Source organism: Flavobacterium sp. GSP27, from assembly GCF_003970395.1.
In the GTDB taxonomy this organism is placed as follows: Bacteria; Bacteroidota; Bacteroidia; order Flavobacteriales; family Flavobacteriaceae; genus Flavobacterium.
Genome location: NZ_RYDP01000015.1, coordinates 1 through 25,651, shown reverse-complemented (window position 1 = coordinate 25,651; position 25,651 = coordinate 1). Strand labels below are relative to the sequence as shown.

Sequence of the window (25,651 nt, the reverse complement as noted above, 5' to 3'; positions counted from 1 at the left end):
AAATTTGGCGGTTAAAAAGTAACCGAGTGTTCTAACTTAAAAACCTAAATCTCTTTCAATCTCCTCCATTTCAATAATATCATGAGACTCTAATAGTGAAGGCACCACAGTTAATTTCTCAGGAATGGCATTGTAATCAAAATCAGAAGTGACAATTACAAAAGATTTTTTAGCTTTTTTATGTTGTTTTGACAATGGCATAAATAATTTAACATCATTTGTTGACAAATCGTTATGCAACAAAAGATCAATTATTATGTTGTGTTTTTCGAATGTTTTATATTGATGGGTAACCTTCATTAAAAAAGAAGTAAAATCACCCTGAGTATCCCTAATCGTTATCGTATGTCCTTTTTGATCTACTTTCATTGTATTAAATTTCAGAGACTGCATCTTTAATAGCAGTATGGTTTATAAGTAGCTAATTTACAGAGTTTTAAATTAATTTATTGAATTTTTGAAGCCAAAAGATAAATAACCGCCATTCTAATTGCTACACCATTTTCTACTTGGTTCAAAATCACGGATTGATGGGAATCAGCCACTTCACTTGTAATCTCTACACCGCGATTAATAGGTCCGGGATGCATAATTATAATTTCTTTATTAAGAGAATCCAAAAGTGGTTTATCAACTCCATATAGTTGTGCATATTCCCTTGTGGATGGAAAATAATTGACATCCATACGTTCATTTTGCACACGTAACATATTGGCAACATCACACCATTCTAATGCTTTTCTTAAATTAGGTTCCACAGTAACGCCAAGCGATTCAATATGTCTTGGAATAAGTGTTTTAGGGCCGCAAACTTTGACCTCAGCGCCTTGCATTTGCAACGCATAGATGTTGGACAAAGCGACTCTGGAATGCAAAACATCACCTACAATGACCACTTTCTTTCCGGCTACTTCACCTAGTTTTTCTCGAATGGAATAGCTGTCTAACAACGCTTGTGTAGGATGTTCGTGTGCACCATCTCCTGCGTTGACGATGCTGGCTTTTACGTTTTTGGACAAGAAATAAGCAGCGCCTGGATTCGCGTGCCGCATCACCACCATATCTACTTTCATCGAAAGGATATTGTTTACGGTATCTATTAATGTTTCTCCCTTTTTGACAGAAGATTGTGCTGCCGAAAAGCTAATAACATCTGCAGACAACCGTTTTTGTGCTAATTCAAAAGAAAGTTTTGTTCTGGTACTGTTTTCGAAGAAAATATTGGCAATGGTAATATCTCGTAACGAAGGCACTTTCTTAATTGGTCGATTAATGACTTCTTTAAAATGATCGGCAGTTTCAAAAATCAGGTCAATATCATTCTTGTTGATGTATTTTATCCCTAATAAATGATTTACGCTTAATTCTTTCATTTTTATTTACGATTATAGTTTTTAATAGGTGGCTTTTGTTTTAAATCTAACTTGTAATTAAATACACACCATCTTCTCCGTCATTTTCTTTCCAGCTCACTTTTACTTTTTCATCATTTATTGCGTCTACCTGTCTGCCTCTATAATCCGGTTGAATGGGTAAATTGCGACTGAAACGTCTGTCTATCAAAACCAGCAGTTCAATTTCCGAAGGTCGCCCAAAAGATTGTATAGCAGTCAAAGCTGAGCGTATGCTTCGTCCGGTGAACAGGACATCATCTATGAAAATGACTTTTTTATTTTCAACAATAAAATTAATCTTGGTTTTATTGGCTTCTAATGGCTTATCTGTTCTTCTAAAATCATCTCTGAAAAAGGTAATGTCCAGATAACCTAATTGAATTTCAGGAGTTTGATATTCTTTTTCCAGAATTTGTTTCAATCGCTCCGCCAAAAAAACACCTCTTGGTTGGATTCCAACTAATATTGTATCTGAAAAATCTAAATGTTTTTCTATTAATTGACAAGCCAAACGATGTAATATGATAGTAACTTCTTTTGCAGTAAGTAATACTTTTTGACTCATAGTAATTGTGTAGTTTGGTTTGGCAAATATACAAATTCCAATTTATGATATTATAATTAAAAAGGGAGAAAATAGCAGCATTTAGGATTTGCCCCATGAAATCCATGTGGCTTTATGCCAAATCATTTCTAAAAGTCCTTGCTTGTGGGTTTCAAGCCACCATTTACAAAAATATAATTGGATAAAAAACAATGCAAATCCTATCAATAAGCAAAAGATAGCGCCAGTATATTTAAAAAGTCCCAACCCATATCGGTAATAAATAAATACGCCAATTGCTGACTGAAATATATAATTTGTAAGGCTCATTTTTCCAAACGGAATAAACTTAGAAAATACGTTATTAACAGCATTCTTTATGATAAAAAAAATACTCAATTAATAAAAAATTAAGTGTTTAACGTAACAAATTTATTTATACTTTTTAAAATGCAGTTGTTCCTATATCAGTTGTATTACCAATGGTCACTACGATAGTACTTTTTGTTACAGGCAATAAAGGTAAAACAGGAGTCATAGTTACGTTGTAAGTCCCTGAAGGAAGACCTATAACTAAAAATTCACCGCTTGCATTTGCGTTTGTTGAATAAGATAAACTCGTAAGAACATCAACAGCAGTGACTACAGCTAAACTGCCTACCGGAGTAATTTTACCTTTAATGTTACCACTTATAGCCGCTTCAATTGTTCTAACAACAGGTTTCAATTTATAAGCACCATTTCCTGTATTCACAATTGATTTATTCGCATCAAAATCAAGTAAAACACTATACAAAATTCCTTGTTCAAGTGTTTGGTGTACTTGTAATTTCAGTCCTGATTGTTCAGCACTTGGAGTATTCAAAGGATAGGTTACATTATCAACAACTACCGTATTGTTTGTTCCAAGTATAAGTCTAATTTGAGCAACTTTAGAAATTTGTAAGGTGTCAGTAGCAATAAGAGTACTTTCGCCGTTAGAAAAATCAAGTAGGTTATAAATTCCTTTCTTAACATTCAACGTTACCGTTTCTCCAGCATCTCCAGTTACTTCTACACCTAGTAAATCAATATTTACTTTTTGATATGGCCCCGGAGCGTCAGTCATTTTTACTTGATAAGGATAACTTGAAGCTATTTCTTCGTTGTTATTACATGAAGTCATAATAATTCCTAATACGAAGAAAGATAGAATAATTTTCATTTTTTTCATTTTCAATTGTTTTTTATAGTTATAAAATACTTTAAAATATTTAGTAAATTTAAAAGCAACGTGAAAAAAATTTGTTACATAACTTTAGTATTAAGTTATAGGATTCACACATTAAAACAGCAGTACTATAAGACTTTATTATGCATTAAATTTTTTCCTTTACAATGCGGTCTTTTTTGACATGTAAAACTGTTAATTGCTTTTCTATTGCTTCCATCATAGGCGGAGGTCTACAGAGGTAAAATAATTCATCAGTTACTTTTTGGTTGATTTTAATCAAATTTTCAAAGATTTGACCATATTCATCTACAACACGTTTTTCTTTTGATAGAATATTAATGAAATTATGACCTAATAATTCTTTAAATTCATCTTCTAATATAATATCATCTTTGGTTTTATTATATTACTTTTATGTTTAATTATGGTGGTTAACCACTATTTTGTGATTTTATCCTCTAAATTTCACAATAAACTTAAATAATTATGTAACAACGCTATACTTGAAACCTGTAATTTTATATTTCAAATTAAAGATAGAAATCATGCTAAAAAAATTAACCAGACTATTAATGCTTTCATTGGTACTAATATCATTTTCAAGTTGTTCAATAATAGGAGGAATATTCAAAGCTGGAGTAGGTGTTGGTATATTTATAGTTGTTGCCGTTATCGTTATTATCATTTTTATCATTAATAAGATTTTCGGTAAGAAATAATGATCGTTTAATTAAGATTGACAATTAATAACTTCTTTTAATAAAAATATCCCGCAATTGCGGGATATTTTTAATCTTAAATATAAATTACTTTTTATACAATATACATTTTAGCTCTCAATTCCTGAACTTTTTCATCATCTAGGTAATCATCAAAAGTCATGTAACGGTCAATCGCTCCATTAGGCGTTAATTCAATTACTCTATTAGCAACCGTTTGCGAGAATTCATGATCATGAGTGGTGAAAATCACAGAACCTTTGTAGTTTTTTAATGAATTATTAAAAGCTGTAATGGACTCTAAATCCAAGTGATTGGTAGGTTCATCCAGCATTAAAACATTCGCTCGTTCCATCATCATTCGAGACAACATGCAACGCACTTTTTCTCCTCCGGATAATACTCTGCAGGTTTTTAAGGCTTCTTCTCCTGAAAAAATCATTTTTCCAAGAAAACTACGAATATTTACTTCATCACGCTCCTCTTCAGTTTTTACCCATTGACGCAACCAATCTACAAGAGAATAATCGTTTTCGAAAAACGAATGATTATCTCCTGGTAAATACGCTTGGTTTGTTGTAACTCCCCAATCATAAGTTCCGGAATCCGCTTTTTGATTTCCATTTAGAATTTCGTAGAAAGCGGTAGTGGCACGTGAATCTTTTGAGAAAAGAACGATTTTATCGCCTTTGGCCATATTCAAATCTACGCCTTTAAATAAAATATCTCCATCTACAGAAGCGCTTAAATTTTGCACATTCAAAATTTGATCTCCTGCCTCACGCTCTTGGTCAAAAATAATTGCCGGATAACGACGACTTGATGGTTTTATTTCGGAAATATTCAGCTTGCTAATCATTTTTTTACGAGAAGTAGCTTGTTTTGATTTGGCTACATTCGCACTAAAACGACGAATAAATTCTTCTAATTCCTGTTTCTTTTCTTCTGCTTTTTTGTTTTGTTGCGCGCGTTGTTTTGCTGCTAATTGACTTGATTCATACCAGAATGTATAGTTTCCGGAATAATGATTTATTTTACTGAAATCTATATCCGAAATATGCGTACAAACAGAATCCAAAAAGTGTCTGTCGTGAGAAACTACAATTACGGTATTTTCATAATTGGCCAAGAAATTCTCTAACCAGGCAATGGTTTCAAAATCCAGATCATTGGTAGGCTCATCCATAATAAGTAAATCCGGATTTCCAAAAAGCGCTTGTGCCAAAAGGACACGAACTTTAATTTTTCCCTCAAGATCTCCCATTAAAGTATAATGATGTTCCTCTGTAATGCCTAGATTTGATAACATCGATGCCGCGTCGGAATCAGCATTCCAACCGTTCATCTCTTCAAATTGCACTTGTAACTCGCCTATCCTGTCCGCATTTGAATCATTGTAATCTAAATATAAAGCATCCATTTCTTTTTTGATCGCATACAAGGTTTTATTCCCCATCATAACGGTCTCCAATACGGTGCTTTCGTCAAACATATTGTGGTTTTGGTTTAAAACCGACATACGTTTTCCTGGTTCCAAATGAATATGTCCCGAAGTTGGGTCCATTTCACCGGCGATTATTTTAAGAAAAGTAGATTTTCCAGCGCCATTGGCTCCGATAACTCCGTAGATATTACCGTGAGTGAAGGTAGTATTTACTTCGTCAAACAAAATTCGTTTGCCAAACTGAACTGATAAATTATTTACTGTTAACATGAATATTTATTTTATAAAATTTTTGCAAAAATACGAAAAAAATAACGATTTACTGAATTCCAAAAAAATCCATTTTTAACGGTTTTAATTTACGGATTAGAACAACAATTAACAGAAAAAAATCCTGACACAAATTATCAGGATTTCAAAATTCTTACTTCATAAAGCCAATGTTACTTTTCTTGTTTACAACAATTTTTTTAAACTGCCGTAAACTGCTAATTCTACATCGGCGGGACTTCTGGTATTGCATTTCTCTAATAAATCTTCCAATACAGTTTGACTTACTTTTTGTTTTTTATCTATTAAAAGCAATAGCTGCTGGGATACATCACTCAAACTTTTAGACAAGGGCAAAAGAGGTTGCACCAGCGGCGCATTGGCACTTAAAGCAATTAAATCGAAATTTAGGACGATCCACTTCTTAAAAAAGTCAGTCACTATCCCTTTATTCTCCTTGCTTTTATTTGCTAAATATACATTGACTGCAACATTAAAATCTAGTGCTTCCGAAGCATCCGCATTACAAGCATCCGCAAATAAGGTCAACGGAGAATGCATGCGGTATTTCTTTCCGCCACCATTACGTTTATAATTCTTAAGTGGCTCACAAACATTTGAAAAATCATTCAATGCACGCGTATCTTGATTGTTGCTGATGTTTCTTAAAATCACTTCTTTGTTTCTAATGTGAGTAATTCCCAGTTCTTCTAATCGAAAAGAGATTGTTTTCAACCTTTTGCGTAAGCTGTTCATATCCGTCACCTCCGCATTAGCCCATAATCGCTCTGCAATAGCTGCGGTTCGTGGCCAAATTCTTGAATCTATAGTTAATGGCGTAACCAGTTCGCTCCACATTGCCGCTTCTCCACCTAAAACCCTTGCTTTTTCTTCCGGGCTAAGAATTATCTTGTTTGGAATGGGATCATTCAAATAATGACTTTCAATACCAAGCATCAAATCAATATAATATCCATTTGACAACACAGTATTGTAACCGTTTTTTGCAGCTTTGATCAATGCTCCACCGGCTTCTTGCCCTTCGTTAGTTCCTCTCCAAGCATGAATTATGGCATCTTTAGACATGTTTTCAGTCATTATTTCTTCCCAACCCATTAATTTTTTGTTGTATTTTTTCAAGATTGGAATCAACTTCATATTAAAATAAGTTTGCAAATCATGATTACTGGCCAGATTATTATCCTTTTTAAATTGCTGAATAGCAGGATTTGCATTCCACTCTTTTCCATTATTTTCATCGCCGCCAATGTGAAAATATGCTCCCGGAAATAAAGGACACACTTCGTCAAAAATCGAACTTAATAGTTCATAGGTTTTTGGATTTGTGGGATCTAAAGTCGCATTAAAAATTCCTGAATTTCTTTGCACTTCATACGTGATTTCCCCCTCGCCTACTTTACTTCCTATTTCTGGATAAGCGGTCAGCAATGCCGATGCGTGTCCCGGAACATCTATTTCAGGAATAACCAGAATCCCTCTTTCAGCAGCATATTTTACAATATTTTTAATCTCTTCCTGAGTATAAAAATTTCCATCTGAGGCTAATTCTGTCAATTTTGGATGATTTTTTAATTCAATTCTCCAACCTTGATCATCGGCTAAATGCCAATGGAAAACATTCATTTTCATCGAAGCCATAGCGTCCAGATTTCTTTTGATAACATCTACCGGTTGAAAATGTCTTGCCGCATCAATCATCAGGCCTCTCCAGGTAAAACGTGGCGAATCCGAGATTTCAACAACCGGAAAGTAAAATGACGTACTATTATTCTGAAGCAATTGTAATAACGTCTCCAAACCATGCAAAGCCCCTAAATCACTTGTGGCATTAATGGTTATTTGATTAGAAGCAATTTTCAATTCGTAACTTTCATCTTCATTAATTTCTATTTTTCCGTTGCGAACACAATTTATCTGCAATTCAGCTTCCGGACTTTCGTTGACTTCTGTCAAAAAACTTTGTTCGAGAAACAATCCCGTTCTGCCATCTAATCGTCGCAGGAAATTGGTTGCGCCTATAAAAATTCTAGGATTAGGATTCCCGGTAATATTCACTTTAAATTTTTTGCTTAAAGCAAAAGTGCCAGCGGTCAACTTTATATTTTGTGGCCAAGGCATCAGGTTTAATTGCTCGGTGGTAATTTGTGCATTCGAAACAAAACTTACTAATAATAGGATCAAAAAGTATTTCATAGTTTATAGGTATTCAATATGTTTTTAATAGTCAAAACGTTTAAAAGCTTCGATGGCTTCATATTCTGCCAGTCCTAAATCATCATATAATTTTGCTGTATGTTTATTGCGGTCTTCGGCACGCACCCAAAATTCTCTGGAATCATTACCTTGAAACATCACGCGGTCTTTTTGCGATTGATGGTATAAAATTGCGTGCCTTTTTAGCATTACTTCTTCTGGACTTAATGGTACTGCCATGTCTATTTCATGAATTTCCCATTCATGCCAAGCACCACGATATAACCACAGCCAGCAATCATTCATAAACGATTGTGGTTTCAACGCTGCCATAGCAGTAAAAATAGCATTAAGACAAACTTCATGCGTTCCGTGCGGATCCGCAAGATCACCAGCGGCAAAAACCTGATGCGGTTTTATTTTTTCGATAATCGCTTTTACAATAGCAATGTCATCCGCGTGGATTGGGTTTTTCTTTATTAGTCCCGTCTCATAAAAAGGCATATCCAGAAAATGGATATTCGATTCATTTAACCCAATGTACCGAACGGCTGCATACGATTCTCTGCGTCTGATAAGTGCTTTAAGTTTCCGAACTTCAAGAGAATCTATTTGATTTTCTGACTTGTTCCTCAGGAAATCAATAACGGATTGAAAATCAATTTTAGTTTTAGCATCTCCAATGAAATCAGTACAAACCTCAGCAAATTTTAAGGCTTCGTCATCTGTAACAGCGATGTTTCCTGAAGTTTGATACACTACATGAACATCATGTCCTTGCTTTATTAATTTAGAAAAAGTTCCTCCCATGGAAATCACGTCATCATCTGGATGCGGACTAAAAAGAATCACTCTTTTCTTATCAGGATTAGCCCTTTCCGGTCTATGGGAATCATCAGTATTAGGTTTACCTCCTGGCCATCCGGTTATGGTGTGCTGCAACACATTGAACATGTTTATATTCAAGTCGTAAGCTGAACCTTCTAATGCTAAAAGATCAGACATTCCATTATTATTGTAATCTCTGTCGGTCAATTTCAAAATAGATTGATTGGTACTTTGACACAGCCAAACAATTGCTTTGCTTTTTAACTCTTGAGTCCAAATACATTCGCCCACTAACCACGGTGTTTTAAAACGGGTTAATTCTGAAGCTGCCAATTGATCTAAAACGAACGTAGCATTAGCATGATTTTGCAAAAATGTCGCAGGAACTTCAGAGCTAATATCGCCTTGAATTGTTCTTTTTATTATATCTGCTTTGTTTTGGCCCCAGGCCATTAATACAATTCTTTTAGATCTTAGAATCGTAGAAACTCCCATGGTAATTGCTCTTTTAGGAACATTTTCAATCCCATTAAAATCAGATGAGGCATCGACTCTTGTAATGTGATCCAAAGTAATTATGCGAGTGCCCGAGTTGATATGGGATCCTGGTTCATTGAACCCAACGTGACCCGTACGACCAATTCCTAATAATTGAAAATCAAGTCCGCCAGCATTTTTAATATTCATTTCATAATCAATACAGTATTGATTCAGCTCTTCAATAGCTATCGTTCCATCCGGTATATTTATATTTTCCGGTTTAATATCAATATGATTAAAAAGATGCTGATGCATAAAATAATGATAGCTCTGATTGTTCTCTTTAGTCATCGGATAATATTCATCCAGATTAAAAGTGACTACATTGCTAAAACTAAGTCCTTCTTCTCTATACATTCTAACTAGTTCTTCATACACTTTAATAGGTGAAGAGCCAGTAGCCAAACCAAGAACACAAGATTTATTTTGCTTTTCTTTTGATTTAATCAATTCAGCAATTTCCTGCGCTACAATTACAGAGGCTTCTGTTGAGTTTTTGAAAATTTCATTATGAATTTTTTCAAATCTAGTTTCTTCGAATTTACCGGCACTTTTATAACTGATATCTTTTTTTCTTCTTAAATCACTTTTCATATCGTGTTTTTCATACTGAATTATAAAGATAGTTTTTTTAAAAGAGTAAGGAAAATAAAAAATACCATAAATCAGATTGCTTCGAGTATCCAAAAAAATGGAGATTATGAAAATCTTAAACTATTTCTATAGATAAAGTACATTTAATCCCAATTTCAAAGTTACCGTCGTTTTAGAATTAGCAAAAAGGTTAAAAAAAAAGCATCATTTTTTAATAAAACGTGGTGATTCAATAATTATAACAATATTTAGTCTAAATTATTTTTTTTTAATTTACTTAACAAATATATTTACGGTCTTACAGCTATAAAAGTATTTAGTTTTAATCATTAACCAATGTATACTTATGAATTCAGAACAAACAAAGTCTAACAATTCCGCGCTTTACACGCTCATAACCGTATTTTTCTTTTGGGGTTTTATTGGAGCATCAAACGGAATTTTTATTCCATTTTGCAAAGCTAAATTTGGCTTAGACCAATTTCAAAGTCAACTTATCGATTTTGCTTTTTATGGGGCTTATTATATCGGAGCTTTATTGCTTTTTATTTTTAGCAGTATCGCCAAAAAAGATATTTTAAACGGTTGGGGATTCAAAAAAGGAATTATTTACGGATTATTGATAAGTACGTTTGGAGCTCTGCTTATGATTTTAGCGGTAACACAAGGAAGTTATTTGTTTATTCTTGGTGCATTATTCATTGTAGCTCTTGGTTTCTCACTGCAACAAACATCGGCACAGCCGTTTGCTGCTTCACTGGGCGAACCACATTCAGCATCAAGCAGACTAAATCTTGCTGGTGGAATCAACTCATTGGGCACCACAATAGGACCGATAGTGGTTTCTATCGCCTTGTTTGGTGTTATTGCAGGAGTTAATATCGAAGAATTTGCTCAAAAACCAGATTCATTAGATTCTATGAGAATCCTTTATGTATTTGTTGGTGCACTCTTTTTATTGGCAGCAGCCTTATTCCATTTTTCTAAAAAGTTACCGGCCGGAAAAAGTGATTCTACTTTTGAAACGGCGAATAAAGCAATGAAAACACTAATTGCGATCACTGTAATTTTGGTTGCCATTTTTGCTTATATCTTTTCCCGTTATGAAGATGCTGAATTTATTACTCGTTTTATCGAGAACAAAGAAAAAGATTACTTAGGATTAGCCTTAACGGTTTCTACACTTTTGGTAGTTGTTATTGGATTATTTTTCGCCAATACAACGGCTCAAAAAAATCCTGAAGGATGGGGAGCCATGAAATACCCACAATTAGTTTTGGGAATGTTAGCCCTTTTCGCTTACGTAGGTGTCGAAGTAACTATAGGAAGTAACCTTGGTGAATTATTGGTGACTACTGATTTTGGTTCAATAGCTGGACCTGCTTTAGCGCCCTATATGTCTATGTATTGGGGAAGCTTAATGATTGGGCGTTGGGCAGGAGCCATTACAGTTTTCAACCCGTCATCTCAACTAAAGAAAATTTTACTTATCGTAGTTCCTTACATAGCTTTTGGAGTCGTATTAGCCGCTAACGCTATTTCCGGACAAGATGTAACGCCTTTATATGCTTATGCATTTGTAATTTTGTTCCAAATCGCTGGTTTCTTTTTAGGAAAAGATCAACCGTCTAGAACCTTAATGATTTTTGGTTTAATGGGAATGACAGCCATGCTTATTGGTTTATTCACTACGGGTACAATAGCTATTTTTGCTTTTATGAGCGGTGGATTATTCTTAAGTATTATGTGGCCTTCTATTTTCTCATTAGCAATTGCAGGTTTAGGAAAATATACCTCCCAAGGTTCAGCCTTCTTGGTGATGATGATTTTGGGTGGTGGTATTATCCCGCCATTACAAGGAAAACTAGCAGATATTATAGGAATTCATGCTTCTTACTTCATTCCTGTTTTATGTTTCGCATTCATCGCATTCTACGGATGGAAAGTAATTGGAATTTTGGAAAAACAAGGAATCGGAAAAGAAGTAGAAGTTGGTGGCGGACACTAATCAAAAATATAATACCAAACCATATTGAAACCAAACCAATAAAAAAAATCCCATTTCAAATTTGAAATGGGATTTTTTTATTCAATTCGCTGAGACTCAAAATGGCTCACCGAGCATTTTTTATTTATTTCCTTTCTCGAAATCAGCCACAAACTGCGCCAATCCAATATCCGTCAATGGGTGTTTCAATAAGCCGTATATAGCAGATAATGGTCCGGTCATTACATCAGCACCAATTTTTGCACAGTTTACAATGTGCATCGTGTGACGTACTGAAGCAGCCAGAATTTGAGTTTCGTAGCCATAATTATCATAAATCAATCTGATTTCTTCAATCAAAGCCAAACCGTCCGTAGACACATCATCTAAACGACCAATAAACGGAGAAACGTAAGTAGCTCCAGCTTTTGCTGCCAATAAAGCCTGTCCAGCCGAGAATACTAATGTTACATTCGTTTTAATTCCTTTATCCGAAAAGTATTTAGCGGCCATAACTCCTTCTTTAGTCATAGGAACTTTTACCACGATTTGCTCATGTAAATCCGCTAATTCTTCTCCTTCTTTAATCATTCCGTCGTAATCCAACGCATTTACTTCGGCACTTACATCGCCTTCAACTAGATTACAAATGTCAACATAATGCTTCAAAATGTTGTTTTTTCCTATAATTCCCTCTTTGGCCATCAATGATGGATTTGTTGTAACGCCATCCAAAACGCCTAATGCCTGTGCTTCCTTAATCTGAGCTAAATTAGCCGTGTCAATAAAAAATTTCATATTATATAATTTAATTGTGTGTTTTAATTCTTTGGGCGTGACCCAAGGGTCGGGCTTTCCGCTTCAATCTTTTATTTTTTAAAGAAAAAATAAAAGGATTTTCACTGTAATCCCTCACGCTAATAAATTCGGTGCAAAATTACAACTTATAATGGCTCATCAGCATTTTTTCATATACTTTATCTGGTAAAATTCTTTTCAAAACAATTGAAAATTTTTGCATAAAAATTCCCACTTTATAATGAATTTTAGGTTCTGGAGTTTGGATAATCTGATAGACCGCTTCGGCCATTTCATTTGGATTACTGCCGCTGTCCACATGTTCATCCATCGTTTTCAAGGTGTTTCCGTACGGAGTTTCGTAAGCGGAACCCTTTAGCACCGGAGCATGAAAACGTCCCGAAGCAATATTTGTCGCAAAATCTCCCGGTGCCACATTCGTAATATGAATACCAAAGGATTTCACTTCCATTCGCAACGCTTCAGTGATGAGTTCAAGGGCACCCTTTGAAGCAGAATAAACACTTCGATACGGTAAACCCATATATCCCGCAATAGAAGTCACGTTGATGATTAATCCTGATTGTTGTGTACGCATTTGTGGTAACACTGCTTTCATTACTTCAATTGGGCCAAAAAGATTAGTCTCAAAATTATTCTTAATTTCATGCATCGGAATTTCTTCCAATGGTCCCGTAATCCCAACACCAGCGTTGTTAATGACAACATCAAGCCTTCCGGAGGTCGCAATCACTTTGGCTACAGCCGCATGAATCGAATCCGAATCCCGAACATCTAAAGCAATTAGAGGAAAAACCGAATTTAAAATTCGTTCCGGATTTCTGCTAGTTCCGTACACAACAAAACCTTTATGGTGTAAAAATTCGCCAATAGATTTCCCTATTCCTGAAGAACCGCCTGTTATTAAAACTACTTTATTCATGATTATTGATGTTTATTGTACGAAAGGTCCAAAAATAAAAAAATCCTCCCGAAGGAAGACTACTTATTTGTGTGAATTTAGAAAAGAATCTGAAATAAATTTAGATTAAAAAAATGGCAAGCGACCTACATCGCACCGCTCAACCACGTACCCTTGCTATGTTCCCATCCTGGGGGAGTCTGCAGGAGCTGGTCGTGTAGGACTTGCCGGTGCAAATATACAATCTTTTTATATTTTTACAAGAGCTTTAATCATTAAAAAATAACGTTATATTGGGGTATCAAAAATTCAAACAATGAAAAATCATAACTTCCTATATATCATTTTATTAGGAATCACTTTAGCAAGTTGCAACGAGGAAAAAAAAGGCCAAAACACTTTATTTACCTTTGATAATTCTAAATTTTCAGCATTATATACCCCACAAGAAGTCCTTTCTTTAGCGGTTTTGAATCCCAATTCAAAAAAAGTAGATAGCATTATTTACTACGTCAATGATAAAAAAATTGCTTCTAAGAAAGGTCTTGATAAACTATCATTGGAATTAAAAGATCAAAAATTAGGAAACCAAGACCTGAAAGCCCTTGTTTATTATGAAGGACAAACCGCTGAGGCTACTGGAAGAGTAGAATTAGTTTCCAGCATTCAACCAAAACTATTAAAATATACCATTGTAAATACCTATCCGCACGACATTCAAGCCTACACGCAAGGATTAGAGTTTTACCGTGACACGCTGTATGAAGGAACTGGAAACGGTTCTGGAAACAGTTCTGGAATAAAAGGGATTTCGAGTTTAAGAAAAACAAACTATAAAACTGGAGAAGTATATAAAAAAGTAGAACTGGCTGACAATTATTTTGGGGAAGGAATTACGATTCTCAACAACAAAGTATACCAACTGACTTGGCAAAACAATGAAGGATATGTGTATAATGCTGATACTTTCAAAAAAGAAAAAACGTTCCCCTATTTCAAATCAATTGAAGGTTGGGGATTAACAAATGACGGAACTTATTTATACCAATCAGACGGAACCGAAAAAATTTGGATCATTGATCCAACCACATTCAAAGAAGTAGATTACTTGAACGTATATTCCTTTGAAACAAAAATAAAAGCAATCAATGAACTCGAATGGATTGATGGTAAAATTTATGGAAATGTGTACCAGAAAGATGCCATTGCAGTCATCAATCCTAAAAATGGAGCCGTTGAAGCAATTATCAATCTTGCTGATTTGAAGAAAAAAATTACCCAATTACCTGATACAGATGTCCTAAACGGAATTGCCTACAACCCAAAAACCAAAACCATTTTTGTGACCGGAAAAAACTGGGATAAAATGTTTGAAATCAAAGTTTCTGAATAATTTTATATAAAATGACAACGCTACTTATCAATATCAAAGAATTACTCCAGATTAGGGAAACTGCTATTGCTAAAGTTTCCGGTGCTGAAATGGCAATTCTTCCCACCATCAAAAATGCCTTTTTGGTCATTAGAGACAACCTGATTGCTGATTTTGGATCAATGGATAATTTGCCGGAATTACATGCTGACAAAATAATTGATGCCACTGGCAAAATAGTTTTACCTTCATGGTGTGACAGTCACACGCACATTGTGTATGCGGGAAATAGAGAACAGGAATTTGTAGATCGGATTAATGGCTTGACGTATGAAGAAATCGCCAATTGTGGTGGTGGAATTTTAAATTCAGCTACAAAACTCAACGAAACTCCCGAAGATGAAATTTATAACCAATCCAAGGTGCGTCTGGAGGAAGTCATGCAACTGGGAACCGGAGCTGTAGAAATCAAATCAGGATATGGCTTGACGCTGGATGGAGAATTGAAAATGCTTCGCGTGGTTCAGCGGCTATCAAAAAATTATCCCATTACTATAAAAGCAACTTTTCTGGGTGCTCACGCTTTTCCATTGGAATATGCAACAAACCATCAAGGTTATATCGATTTAATTATCAACGATATGCTTCCTGAAATTGCCAAAAACAAACTGGCAGATTTCATCGATGTGTTTTGTGAAGCGGGTTATTTTACTGTTGAAGAAACCCGAAAAATTATGGAAGCCGGAATTAAATTTGGCTTAAAGCCAAAAATTCACGTTAATCAGTTCAACTCAATTGGCGGAATTCAAGCAGGAATTGAATACAACGCGTTATCAGTAGATCATTTAGAGGTTATGAAACCGGAAGATATCAAAGCGTTGAAAAATACCGACACAATGCCTGTTGCATTGCCTTCTTGCTCATATTTTTTAAGCATTCCCTACACTCCCGCACGAGCAATGATCGCGGCAGGACTTCCTATTGCCCTTGCAACGGATTACAATCCGGGCTCTACTCCTTCAGGAAATATGAATTTTGTTGTAGCAACGGCATGCATCAAAATGAAAATGACTCCCGAAGAAGCCATCAATGCTGCCACAATAAATGGAGCTTACGCCATGGGAATTTCTGAAACTCATGGAAGCATTACTATTGGCAAAAAAGCAAATCTAATTATTACAAAACCCATTACATCCTATTACCAGCTTCCATACGCTTTTGGCAGTACTCTAATTGAAACGGTACTGATTGAAGGTGAAATTATTTCATAAAAAAAGAGGAACAGCACGTTCCTCTTTCCTAATTATTTCAATTTTTGATTATCTCAACACAAAACTTGTTTTTGAAACTAAAACATCTTTATTAAAAATATTGATAAAATACGTTCCTTTAGCAAAATCTTTCCCTTTTAAATCCTCAGAAACTATAATGGTTTTGTTTTCATATTTCACATTAGTTGCAAAACTGTATGTTAACGTATTTTCACCAAAATTTTCCGTTTTCTTGTCTCCTAATACATTGTTTTTGCTGTCAATTACTTGTACGTAATACATTTTGTCACCGGACATAGCAATTTGATTTTCAGCAATCGTAAAATTAACTCTTAAAACATCGGCTCTACTTGCTTTGTCTGTTTCAATTTGTTTTCCAGAACTTCTTAATTTAAAAGCTGTTCCTCTAGTATTTAAAACCGTTAATTTAGATCCTTTTTCAACCGCTTTAGATAATTCTTCGTTTTGTCCAACTAATACTTCGTTGTATTTTTTAGATTCTCCCAAGACCACTACAGTACTGTCTCGTTGTGTAGTTAAGGTTGTGTTTTCTTTTTTCAACCCTTCATTTTCAGCCATTAAAACTTTCATATTTCCCTGCAAGGCATTGAATTGAGTTCTGTATTTAGATAATGAAGCTACATCCCCTTTGGACTTACTCAAATCATTCATCAAGTTTACTACTTTATCTCTTTCTTGAATTAACTCATCAGACATGGATGTGTTTTCAGCAATTGCGGCATCATACGTTGATTTTAATTCCTGCAAATCTTTCATAACCGATTCTTTTTCGGTCAATGTAGTTTTCAATTCTGTTTTAACGGTATCTGCGTCGGAAGTCATTTTAAAAATGTAAACCAAACTCCCCACTAATAAAATAGCCAACACTGCTATAACCGCCTTAAGACTTGAACTGCTTTTTTGATTTTCCATCTTTTAATTAATTTAATTTCTACAAATTTAACAATATATAACTAATGAATAACGCAAGTTGATACATTTATATTATTTTTGGGAAAAAATATTTTTTTTAATGGAAAAAATTATACGCTTTACAATTCATGATCTTGCAAAAATTACGAACCACAGAAGTGGCGAGATAAAGTTTGGAGAAAAAATGATAACCATCCCAAAAGATGTTGATTCAATTGATTTTCTAACAACCTGTGAGGCTAAATATGTATTATTTGGTATTCCCGAAGACATTGGAATAAGAGCTAATTTTGGCCGACCCGGGGCGGCTTCAGCTTGGGACAGTGCCATAAAAAGTATCGCTAATATTCAGCACAATCGTTTTTGTAAAGGAAGTCAGTTAATTGTTTTAGGGCAATTAGACGTAAGTGAGAAAATGCAGGAAGTAGAACACCTTGATTTTAATGATATTGATGATCGTTTTAAGTTAAGCCAATTAGTTGAAAAAATAGACAAAGATGTCTCTCATATCATTTTTAACATTATAAAATCAGGTAAAACTCCAATAATCATTGGTGGCGGACACAATAATTCATACGGAAATATAAAAGGAACTGCACTCGCCAAAGGCAAACCTATTAATGCAATCAATTTTGATGCGCATTCTGATTTTAGGATTATAGAAGGACGTCACAGTGGCAATGGTTTTTCGTATGCTTATGAAGAAGGTTTTTTGAAAAAATATTTTATTTTTGGACTACATGAAAACTACACTTCAAAAAGTGTGTTGGATATCATTAAGAAAATAGAGGATCGAGTTCGTTTTAACACCTATGATAGTGTAAGTATTAGAAGAGAAAAAAACTTTGATCAGGAAATGGCGCTCGCTTCGGAATTTATAAATGATGATTTTTTTGGAATAGAGATCGACTTGGATGCGATTCCTAATATTGCCTGCAGTGCCATGACTATGAGTGGATACTCTGTGGAGCAACTTAGGCAATTTATATACTATTTTGCCAAAAATAAAAATGCTGCCTATTTACACATTTGTGAAGGCGCACCGGATTTAGGCGAAGAAAAAAACAATCATTTAATAGGTAAACTGATAGGCTATCTGGTGACTGATTTTATTAAATCGAACCAGCAGATTGTCTAACTGGTTAAATGATAAATTGCTTAAACGAATACCTATTAACCTAATCGATAAATAACACTACCTTTGCAGCACTATCTATGTACTTAATACATGATATTTAATATTTAAAATATGTTATTCGAAGATTTACCACTTTCAAAAAGTATACAAAAAGCCGTATTTGAACAAGGCTATTTAGAAGCAACTCCAATACAAGAACAAGCCATTCCAATCGTATTATCAGGTAGGGATATGATTGGTTGTGCCCAAACCGGTACCGGAAAAACGGCCGCATTTGCCATTCCTATTATTCATCAATTGCATAGAATAGTAGGGTCCTCTAAAAAAGCAAGTCCAATCCGTGCTTTAGTCATCACCCCAACCCGAGAATTGGCCGTTCAAATTGGACAAAATTTTGACCAATATGGAAAATATACAAACTTAGTGCAACTTACTATTTTTGGTGGCGTTTCTCAAGTGCCACAGGTAGAAATGCTGAAAAAAGGAATTGATATCCTGATTGCTACTCCAGGACGTTTGCTAGACTTAGTCAAACAAGGTTTCATCGATTTAGACCATTTGCATACTTTAGTCCTTGACGAAGCGGACCAGATGCTGGATATGGGATTTGTAAATGATGTCAAAAAAATTGTAAAACTGACCCCTAATAACAGACAAACCTTATTTTTCTCGGCTACAATGCCAATGGCCATAAGAGAATTAGCCGAAATGTTTCTGAAAGATCCTGCAACAGTTACCGTATCTCCTGTTTCTTCTACAGCTGAAAACGTAGAACAACGCGTATATTTTGTTGAAAAAGCAGAAAAAAGAAATTTGCTGTATCATTTAATTAAAAACGAAAAACTGTCTAATGTTTTGGTTTTTTCAAGAACAAAACACGGAGCTGACAACGTTGTAAAAGCATTGCGCAAACACGATATTGCTGCCGAAGCGATTCATGGTGACAAGTCTCAAAATGCCAGACAACGCGTTTTAGAAGGATTCAAGAATAAAGAAGTGAATGTTTTAGTGGCTACTGATATTGCAGCCAGAGGAATTGATATTGATCAATTACCATTTGTCATTAATTTTGATTTACCCAATATTCCCGAAACGTATGTACACCGAATTGGCAGAACCGGTCGTGCCGGAAATGAAGGTGTTGCAATTTCTTTTTGTAGCAAAGATGAGCACCAATATTGGAAAGACATTCAGAAATTAATAAAAGTAGATGTAAAAACCGTAAGTGATCACCCATACGGTTGGCATTCAGGAAGTCCTGAAACCGCTCCCGCGGGAACTCAAAAGAACTCAAACCGCAGTGGTGGAGCTCATAAATCAAGAAAATCAGAGGTTTCCAAACAAAATAAAAAACGCTGGTATTAAATTCGTTATACTGACTTACATCTGTAATAAATCACTTTTTAACTGTCGTTAAAAAGTGATTTATCGTTAACATGTTGTTTTTAAGTGTTTTAATGAAAATATTATTTGAATTAAATGACCTTAATCTTCTTGAATTTCAATACTATCTATTTTTGTCATGTACTAAAGAAATTACTATAGAAAATTTATCCTTTTGAGTAATGGCTTTGTACAAGGCAATTTTCGAAATTTTCAAGGATTTTTCGAAATCAGCATTCGTCAGGTATTGTGACGCGTGATCCGTTAATTTTACGATCTCATTGTTTCATGCCATTTACGTTTGTGCAAGTACGTCATCACTGAAAAAGTTAAATACAAACACTATTAATAACACAATATACACCTGATTCATAAGTGATTAAGTTTAATTAAATATAAATTTATGCGCCAATAAATAATAATTTATTTTAATCAATTAAGTGTCAAAAGTGAACTATTTTGAAGTCTCATGAATTTCAAATATATTAAATCCACTTCATGGTGTACAAAGAACTATTAGTTAAAAATTAATTTCTTTTGGTTTATTTAATTTCCCTACAGATTTGGCGACAATAGTTGCAATAGTTGCATCACTTGTTACATTGACTACAGTTCTGCACATATCCAAAGGTCTGTCAATAGCAAAAATAAGCGCTAGCCCAGCTTCTGGAATTCCAGCTTGACCAAGAACAATAACAAGCATCACCATTCCGGCACTAGGAACCGCTGCTGATCCTATAGAAGCCAGTGTTGCAGTAACAACTATCATCAATTGTGTACTGAGGTCTAAAGCTTCCGGAAGCATTGCTTGAGCTATAAATATCGCAGCTACTGCTTGATACAAGCTAGTTCCATCCATGTTTACTGTTGCTCCCAGAGGCAAAACAAAACTGGAAACCTCTTCATCAACTCCTAAACGCTCGGTAACACATTCCATGGTAACGGGCAGTGCAGCTGCACTTGAACTTGTTGAAAAAGCCAATAATTGGGCGGGCGCAATGGCGTTAAAAAACTGTATTGGATTTACTTTTGCAAAAATCATTAATAAGCTTGGATAAAACACAAACATCATCAAGAACAAGCCAAGCAAAACCGTTAATCCATAGATTCCCAGCGCTCCTAATGTTGAAAAATCTGGAATTTCGACCATCAGTGCGGCCATCAGTGCGAAAACACCAACTGGTGAAAAAAGCATGATAATGTCAATAATTTTCAGAATTACATCATTCAATCCCTTAAAGAAATCAACGACAGGTTTTGATTTTTTTTCTTCAATTAAAATGAGACCGATCCCAATTAAAATAACAAAAAAAATGACTTGCAACATACTTCCATTATCACTTAAAGCTTTAAAAAAATTATCTGGTACAATATCTATCAAAGGTTGCAGTGGCCCACTATTTTTAGCTTTTACCGCCAATTCAATTTTTTGAGAAGCATCAACCGAAAAATTTTCAAGTAAGCTTATTCTGGATTCTTCGTTAATGTAAGTTCCGGGCTTAATTAAATTGGCTAACAACAAACCAATAATGACTGCTATTACTGTGGAACATAAGTAAAAAAAGACTGTCCTTCCTCCTAATTTAGAAAGTTTAGAAATATCTTTTAAATCTGCTAATCCAACAATCAATGAAACCACAATTAAGGGAACAGCAATCATTTTGAGTAAGTTTATAAAAATAGTTCCAAAAGGTTTTATCCAGTCAATTACGATTCCTTTTTGTTCTAAGTTTTTCAGTACTAATCCAAAAAGGAGTCCTAGAATCATTCCTAAAAGAATTTTCCAATGTAAAGCAAGTTTTTTCATAATTTTAAATTCATTTGAATCAGACAAACTGATATTTTACAAAAAAAAACTCCTCATTATTTGAGGAGTTTTTTATTATTTAGTCTAAAGAAACCGGTTCGGAATCCTCGTCTTTTTCCCAGCTTCCAACTACCGATGTTGCTAAAGCATTTCCTAACACATTGGTTGCGCTACGAAACATATCACAAAAATGGTCAATAGGTAAAATTAAAGCAATTCCTTCGATTGGAATGTCAAACATACCACAAGTTGCAGCAACAACCACTAAACTCGCTCTTGGTACTCCTGCAATTCCTTTACTGGTAAGCATCAAAACTAAAAGCATGGTCATTTGCGTACCCAAATCCAAATCAATTCCGTAGGCTTGCGCAATAAAAATACTGGCAAAAGTCATGTACATCATACTTCCATCCAAGTTAAAAGAATACCCGAGCGGCAACATGAAAGAAACAATTCTGTCCTTGACTCCAAAACGTTCTAATTCTTCGGTCAATTTTGGAAAAACAGCTTCACTGCTGGTTGTTCCAAAAGCAATAATCAATGGACTTACAATTCTTTTTAGCAAAACGGTCATTCTGCTTTTTAGAAATACATACCCCACAACAATCAACACGACCCAAAGTGAGGAAATTCCAATTAAGAAAGAACCAAAGAACTTGAAATAGGTAATTGCCAATTCCTGAAAATCTCTAACCGCAAATACACCTGCTATAGCACCAAATACTCCTATTGGGGCAAACTTCATAACGTAGTTTACCATTTTCAGAACAATATGAGATATTTTATCCAAAGCATTTGTCACTGGCTTCACATAATCACCTAATGCAGCCGCTGCCAGACCAAAGAAAATCGAAAATATTACAATTTGTAAAATTTCATTAGTAGCCATTGCTTCAAAAATACTTTTAGGTACTATATGCTCAATAAAGTTTTCAAAAGATATGTTTTGTGTTTTCGCTGTGACTTCTGAAACTGATCCCATATCAACATTTGATAAATTAAGGCCAACTCCCGGTTCTAGTATGTTTACAAAAAACATCCCCAATAACAAAGAGATAAATGAAGCTGTAAAAAACCATCCCATCGCTTTTCCTCCAATTCTCCCCACCGCTTTGATATCCCCAAGTTTCGCAATTCCTACCACCAACGTCGTAAATACCAATGGCGAAATAATCATTTGAACCAGTCGAATAAAAATAGTAGCCAGAATTTTAATTTTGTTACTAAAATTTTGAGCTGCTTCCGGTGAAATAGAATTATGAATGATAATGCCTAAAATAGCACCCAAAACCATAGCTATTAATATTTGCCCTGTTAATCCTGAAAAAAAGGACGGCTTTTTAGTTGTATTCATATTCATTAAATTGGTTATAAGATTGTAGGATCAACCTTGATTATAAAAAATAATTTTTTACTCGCAGTCAGGTAAAAAATGGTATTGTAAAAAACATAAAAAGTATCAACAATTACTACTGATATGTTTTATTTATCAAATAAAAATCAGCTAATACAATGGCTGCCATTGCCTCAACAATAGGCACAGCACGCGGTACTACACAAGGATCATGACGCCCTTTTCCAGTCATTTCTGTAATATTGCCTTTATTGTCCAGTGATTCTTGTTTTTGCATAATGGTGGCCACAGGTTTGAAAGCCACGCGAAAATAAATATCCATTCCGTTACTGATTCCTCCTTGAATTCCACCTGAAAGATTGGTTTTTGTCGTTCCGTCAGCATTGTATAAATCATTATGCGCACTTCCTTTCATCTTAGCGCCTTCAAAACCACTTCCAAATTCAAATCCTTTTACGGCATTAATAGAAAGCATGGCTTTGCCAAGTTCTGCGTGAAGCTTATCAAAAACGGGTTCTCCTAAACCAATAGGTACATTTTGAATCACACAGGTTACGGTTCCGCCCACAGTATCCCCTTGTTTTCGGATATCACGAATATATTCTTCCATGATTACCGCTGCCTGTTCATCTGGGCAACGAACCGGATTATTTTCGGTTTTCGAAAAATCTAAATCTTGGTAGGGTTTGTCTAAAAAAATAGGTCCTACAGAAGAAACATACGCATTAATTTTTATGTCTGGCAACATTTGTTTTGCTACAGCTCCCGCCACAACTCTACTGGCAGTTTCCCGCGCAGAACTGCGCCCACCGCCACGATAATCCCTAACCCCATATTTTTTTTCATACACATAATCCGCATGACTGGGTCTGTAATTGTCTTTTATATGAGAATAATCATCTGATTTTTGATTGGTATTAGGAATAATAAAACCTATGGGTGTACCGGTAGTTTTACCTTCAAAGATTCCGGAAAGAAATTGAACGTCATCCGGTTCTTTGCGTTGAGTAACTATTGCTGATTGGCCTGGCTTTCTGCGGGACATTTCAAATTGAATTGCTTCTAAATCTATTGTTATTCCGGGAGGACAACCGTCTATTATCCCTCCTAAAGCGTCACCGTGAGATTCTCCAAAAGTTGTTATTCTAAATAGTGTTCCGTAGCTATTTCCTGCCATACTGATTAGTTTTGAACAAAAGTAGTATTTTAGTTTAAAGTTCAAAATTTTAACCACTAAACTTTTGAATAGCAATACCTATTTATTGACTTTAAATTAATATTGAAAACTATTTATTAACCTTTAATCGCATTTCAATTCAGTAGAATTCCATTAATTTGATAAAATTCAAATTCAAATACCTTGAAAAAAAGAAAAGTCGAGTTAGTGGTGATTTCTGATGTACATCTGGGGACTTATGGAAGTCATGCTAAAGAACTTTATAATTATTTATCTGCAATTAAACCTAAAATTTTAGTCTTAAATGGAGATATTATTGATGTATGGCAATTTAGAAAATCCTATTTTCCCAAAGCGCATTTAAAGGTTATCCAAAAAATCATCAGTTTTGCTTCAAAGGGAACAAAAGTCTATTATATTACTGGAAATCATGATGAAATGCTCCGAAAGTTTAGCGATATGAGTATGGGTAATTTTGCATTGGTGGACAAGTTAGTCTTGGATCTTGATGACAAAAAAGCCTGGATATTTCACGGTGATGTCTTTGATGCCTCCGTACAACACTCAAAATGGATTGCAAAATTAGGCGGTTTAGGATATGATTATCTGATACTTTTGAATCGATTTGTAAATTGGTGCTTATCAAAAATAGGGAAAGAGCCCTACTCTTTTTCTAAACAAATAAAGGCTGGTGTAAAAAAGGCAGTAAAGCACATTTCGGATTTTGAAAAAACAGCCACGGAACTCGCCATCGAAAACAACTACGATTATGTAATTTGCGGTCATATTCACGAGCCAAAAATAATCAAAAAAGAGAATAAAAACGGAGCTACTTTGTATTTGAATTCCGGGGATTGGGTGGAGAATTTAACCGCATTGGAATACAATAAAAAACGTTGGAAATTATTTCACTACTCAGAAACTAATTATGCTGAAGATGAAAATCTTTTTGAGATGGAGGATTTAATCAGTACTCAGTATGTTACACCTGCTATTTTCTTTAAAAAAACTATTTTAGATTAATGGTGGTTTTATATCAAAAGTGTGAATTATGAAACATTTACAATTAATTTTGTAAATTTAATCACAAAGTTAGTAATATCTTTGTATTTATAAAAATTTACTTATGAAAAAAATTATTTTATCGGTTATAATGCTAATTGGATTAGCATTCACCTCACAAGCACAAGAGATTTCAAAAAATGCACTAGGCCTTCGTTTTGGTGACAGTGGTGGTTTTGGTACTGAGATCACCTATCAAAGAGGTTTAGGCGATAACAATCGTTTAGAATTAGACTTAGGTTGGAGAAACAGAAATAATTATAACAATGATAATTATGATGACAATGCCATCAAATTAACTGGTTTGTATCAGTGGGTATGGAACATTGATGGTGGATTCAACTGGTATGCAGGTATTGGTGGTGGTGTAGGAAACTACAATAGAGATTATTATGATAATAGAAATTATAATAATGGAACTTTCGCATTTGTTGCCGGAGATATAGGTATCGAATATAATTTTGATATTCCATTGTTAATCTCTTTAGATTTCAGACCAGAGTTTGGTGGTAGCGACTATTACAGAAACAATTACGGTTCTGATGTAGCTTTAGCTCTTAAATACCAATTCTAATATTTCAAAAAGAATAAAAAAAATGCCACTAGAAATAGAGGGCACTGAAAAACTTCACTTATTTTGATTAGCATCCTTTTTTAGACAATAAAAAAACGCTTATAACAGGATTT

22 protein-coding genes and 1 other RNA gene are annotated in these 25,651 nt (G+C 34.6%); 7 read left to right on the top strand and 16 right to left on the bottom strand.

Features of this window, described 5'->3' with window-relative positions; genetic code table 11:
- Positions 1-36: 36 nt before the first annotated feature.
- From EKM05_RS12355 to nagB, 9 genes are all read right to left on the bottom strand, one after another.
- Positions 37-369, bottom strand: a complete 333-nt coding sequence (locus tag EKM05_RS12355; protein WP_126459918.1) for a ribonuclease Z — start codon at positions 367-369, stop codon at positions 37-39.
- A gap of 77 nt (positions 370-446) precedes the next feature.
- On the bottom strand, positions 447-1,373 hold the full coding sequence (locus EKM05_RS12350; protein ID WP_126555712.1) for an aspartate carbamoyltransferase catalytic subunit: 927 nt from the start codon (positions 1,371-1,373) through the stop codon (positions 447-449).
- Between the two features lie 46 nt (positions 1,374-1,419).
- Positions 1,420-1,959: a bifunctional pyr operon transcriptional regulator/uracil phosphoribosyltransferase PyrR gene (gene pyrR / locus EKM05_RS12345; protein ID WP_126555710.1), complete on the bottom strand. Its 540-nt coding sequence runs from the start codon at positions 1,957-1,959 to the stop codon at positions 1,420-1,422.
- 81 nt (positions 1,960-2,040) lie between these two features.
- Complete coding sequence (locus tag EKM05_RS12340; protein WP_126555707.1) at positions 2,041-2,337, bottom strand: DUF418 domain-containing protein; 297 nt, start codon at positions 2,335-2,337, stop codon at positions 2,041-2,043.
- Positions 2,338-2,383: 46 nt separating this feature from the next.
- Entirely contained in the window at positions 2,384-3,151 is a 768-nt protein-coding gene (locus EKM05_RS12335; RefSeq protein ID WP_126555705.1) for a DUF4382 domain-containing protein, read from the bottom strand.
- 484 nt (positions 3,152-3,635) lie between these two features.
- A complete protein-coding gene (locus tag EKM05_RS14440; RefSeq protein WP_158615153.1) occupies positions 3,636-3,836 on the bottom strand; it encodes a hypothetical protein in 201 nt (66 codons plus the stop codon).
- Positions 3,837-3,964: 128 nt separating this feature from the next.
- The gene (locus EKM05_RS12330) at positions 3,965-5,584 is read right to left on the bottom strand and encodes an ABC-F family ATP-binding cassette domain-containing protein (protein WP_126453416.1); all 1,620 of its coding nucleotides are present in this window, start codon (positions 5,582-5,584) and stop codon (positions 3,965-3,967) included.
- A 186-nt stretch (positions 5,585-5,770) separates the two neighbouring features.
- Positions 5,771-7,798: a beta-N-acetylhexosaminidase gene (locus tag EKM05_RS12325; protein WP_126555703.1), complete on the bottom strand. Its 2,028-nt coding sequence runs from the start codon at positions 7,796-7,798 to the stop codon at positions 5,771-5,773.
- Positions 7,799-7,822: 24 nt separating this feature from the next.
- Entirely contained in the window at positions 7,823-9,760 is a 1,938-nt protein-coding gene (gene nagB / locus EKM05_RS12320) for a glucosamine-6-phosphate deaminase (RefSeq protein WP_126555701.1), read from the bottom strand.
- Between the two features lie 346 nt (positions 9,761-10,106).
- Here nagB and EKM05_RS12315 point away from each other — a divergent pair, with 346 nt between their 5' ends.
- Positions 10,107-11,768: an MFS transporter gene (locus tag EKM05_RS12315; RefSeq protein WP_126555698.1), complete on the top strand. Its 1,662-nt coding sequence runs from the start codon at positions 10,107-10,109 to the stop codon at positions 11,766-11,768.
- Positions 11,769-11,888: 120 nt separating this feature from the next.
- On the opposite strand, the gene fsa is transcribed toward EKM05_RS12315, so the two are convergent.
- From fsa to ffs, 3 genes are all read right to left on the bottom strand, one after another.
- Positions 11,889-12,545 carry a fructose-6-phosphate aldolase gene (fsa, locus tag EKM05_RS12310; RefSeq protein WP_126555695.1) on the bottom strand — a complete coding sequence of 219 codons (657 nt, stop codon included), beginning with the start codon at positions 12,543-12,545 and terminating at the stop codon, positions 11,889-11,891.
- A gap of 139 nt (positions 12,546-12,684) precedes the next feature.
- The gene (locus EKM05_RS12305) at positions 12,685-13,488 is read right to left on the bottom strand and encodes an SDR family oxidoreductase (RefSeq protein WP_126555689.1); all 804 of its coding nucleotides are present in this window, start codon (positions 13,486-13,488) and stop codon (positions 12,685-12,687) included.
- A 111-nt stretch (positions 13,489-13,599) separates the two neighbouring features.
- Positions 13,600-13,697: signal recognition particle sRNA small type (gene ffs / locus EKM05_RS12300), an RNA gene on the bottom strand.
- 86 nt (positions 13,698-13,783) lie between these two features.
- On the opposite strand from ffs, the gene EKM05_RS12295 reads away from it, so the two are divergent.
- A complete protein-coding gene (locus EKM05_RS12295; RefSeq protein WP_126555686.1) occupies positions 13,784-14,860 on the top strand; it encodes a glutaminyl-peptide cyclotransferase in 1,077 nt (358 codons plus the stop codon).
- A gap of 11 nt (positions 14,861-14,871) precedes the next feature.
- Entirely contained in the window at positions 14,872-16,110 is a 1,239-nt protein-coding gene (hutI, locus tag EKM05_RS12290; protein WP_126555684.1) for an imidazolonepropionase, read from the top strand.
- Positions 16,111-16,158: 48 nt separating this feature from the next.
- Here the strand turns inward: hutI and EKM05_RS12285 are convergent, their stop codons facing one another.
- Positions 16,159-17,043 carry a hypothetical protein gene (locus EKM05_RS12285; protein ID WP_126555681.1) on the bottom strand — a complete coding sequence of 295 codons (885 nt, stop codon included), beginning with the start codon at positions 17,041-17,043 and terminating at the stop codon, positions 16,159-16,161.
- 100 nt (positions 17,044-17,143) lie between these two features.
- Between EKM05_RS12285 and EKM05_RS12280 the strand changes: the two genes are divergently transcribed.
- Positions 17,144-18,181 (top strand): formimidoylglutamase, encoded by a 1,038-nt coding sequence (locus tag EKM05_RS12280; protein WP_126459968.1) that lies wholly within the window; start codon positions 17,144-17,146, stop codon positions 18,179-18,181.
- A gap of 111 nt (positions 18,182-18,292) precedes the next feature.
- On the top strand, positions 18,293-19,546 hold the full coding sequence (locus EKM05_RS12275; RefSeq protein ID WP_126515627.1) for a DEAD/DEAH box helicase: 1,254 nt from the start codon (positions 18,293-18,295) through the stop codon (positions 19,544-19,546).
- 538 nt (positions 19,547-20,084) lie between these two features.
- On the opposite strand, the gene EKM05_RS12270 is transcribed toward EKM05_RS12275, so the two are convergent.
- The 3 genes from EKM05_RS12270 to aroC form a co-directional block, all read right to left on the bottom strand.
- The gene (locus EKM05_RS12270) at positions 20,085-21,371 is read right to left on the bottom strand and encodes a dicarboxylate/amino acid:cation symporter (protein ID WP_126555677.1); all 1,287 of its coding nucleotides are present in this window, start codon (positions 21,369-21,371) and stop codon (positions 20,085-20,087) included.
- Positions 21,372-21,450: 79 nt separating this feature from the next.
- Complete coding sequence (locus EKM05_RS12265; protein ID WP_197037191.1) at positions 21,451-22,731, bottom strand: dicarboxylate/amino acid:cation symporter; 1,281 nt, start codon at positions 22,729-22,731, stop codon at positions 21,451-21,453.
- A 109-nt stretch (positions 22,732-22,840) separates the two neighbouring features.
- Complete coding sequence (aroC, locus tag EKM05_RS12260; protein WP_126453382.1) at positions 22,841-23,902, bottom strand: chorismate synthase; 1,062 nt, start codon at positions 23,900-23,902, stop codon at positions 22,841-22,843.
- Positions 23,903-24,085: 183 nt separating this feature from the next.
- Here aroC and EKM05_RS12255 point away from each other — a divergent pair, with 183 nt between their 5' ends.
- Complete coding sequence (locus EKM05_RS12255) at positions 24,086-24,925, top strand: UDP-2,3-diacylglucosamine diphosphatase (RefSeq protein ID WP_126459977.1); 840 nt, start codon at positions 24,086-24,088, stop codon at positions 24,923-24,925.
- Positions 24,926-25,028: 103 nt separating this feature from the next.
- Positions 25,029-25,538: a hypothetical protein gene (locus tag EKM05_RS12250; protein WP_126459978.1), complete on the top strand. Its 510-nt coding sequence runs from the start codon at positions 25,029-25,031 to the stop codon at positions 25,536-25,538.
- Positions 25,539-25,651 lie beyond the last annotated feature (113 nt).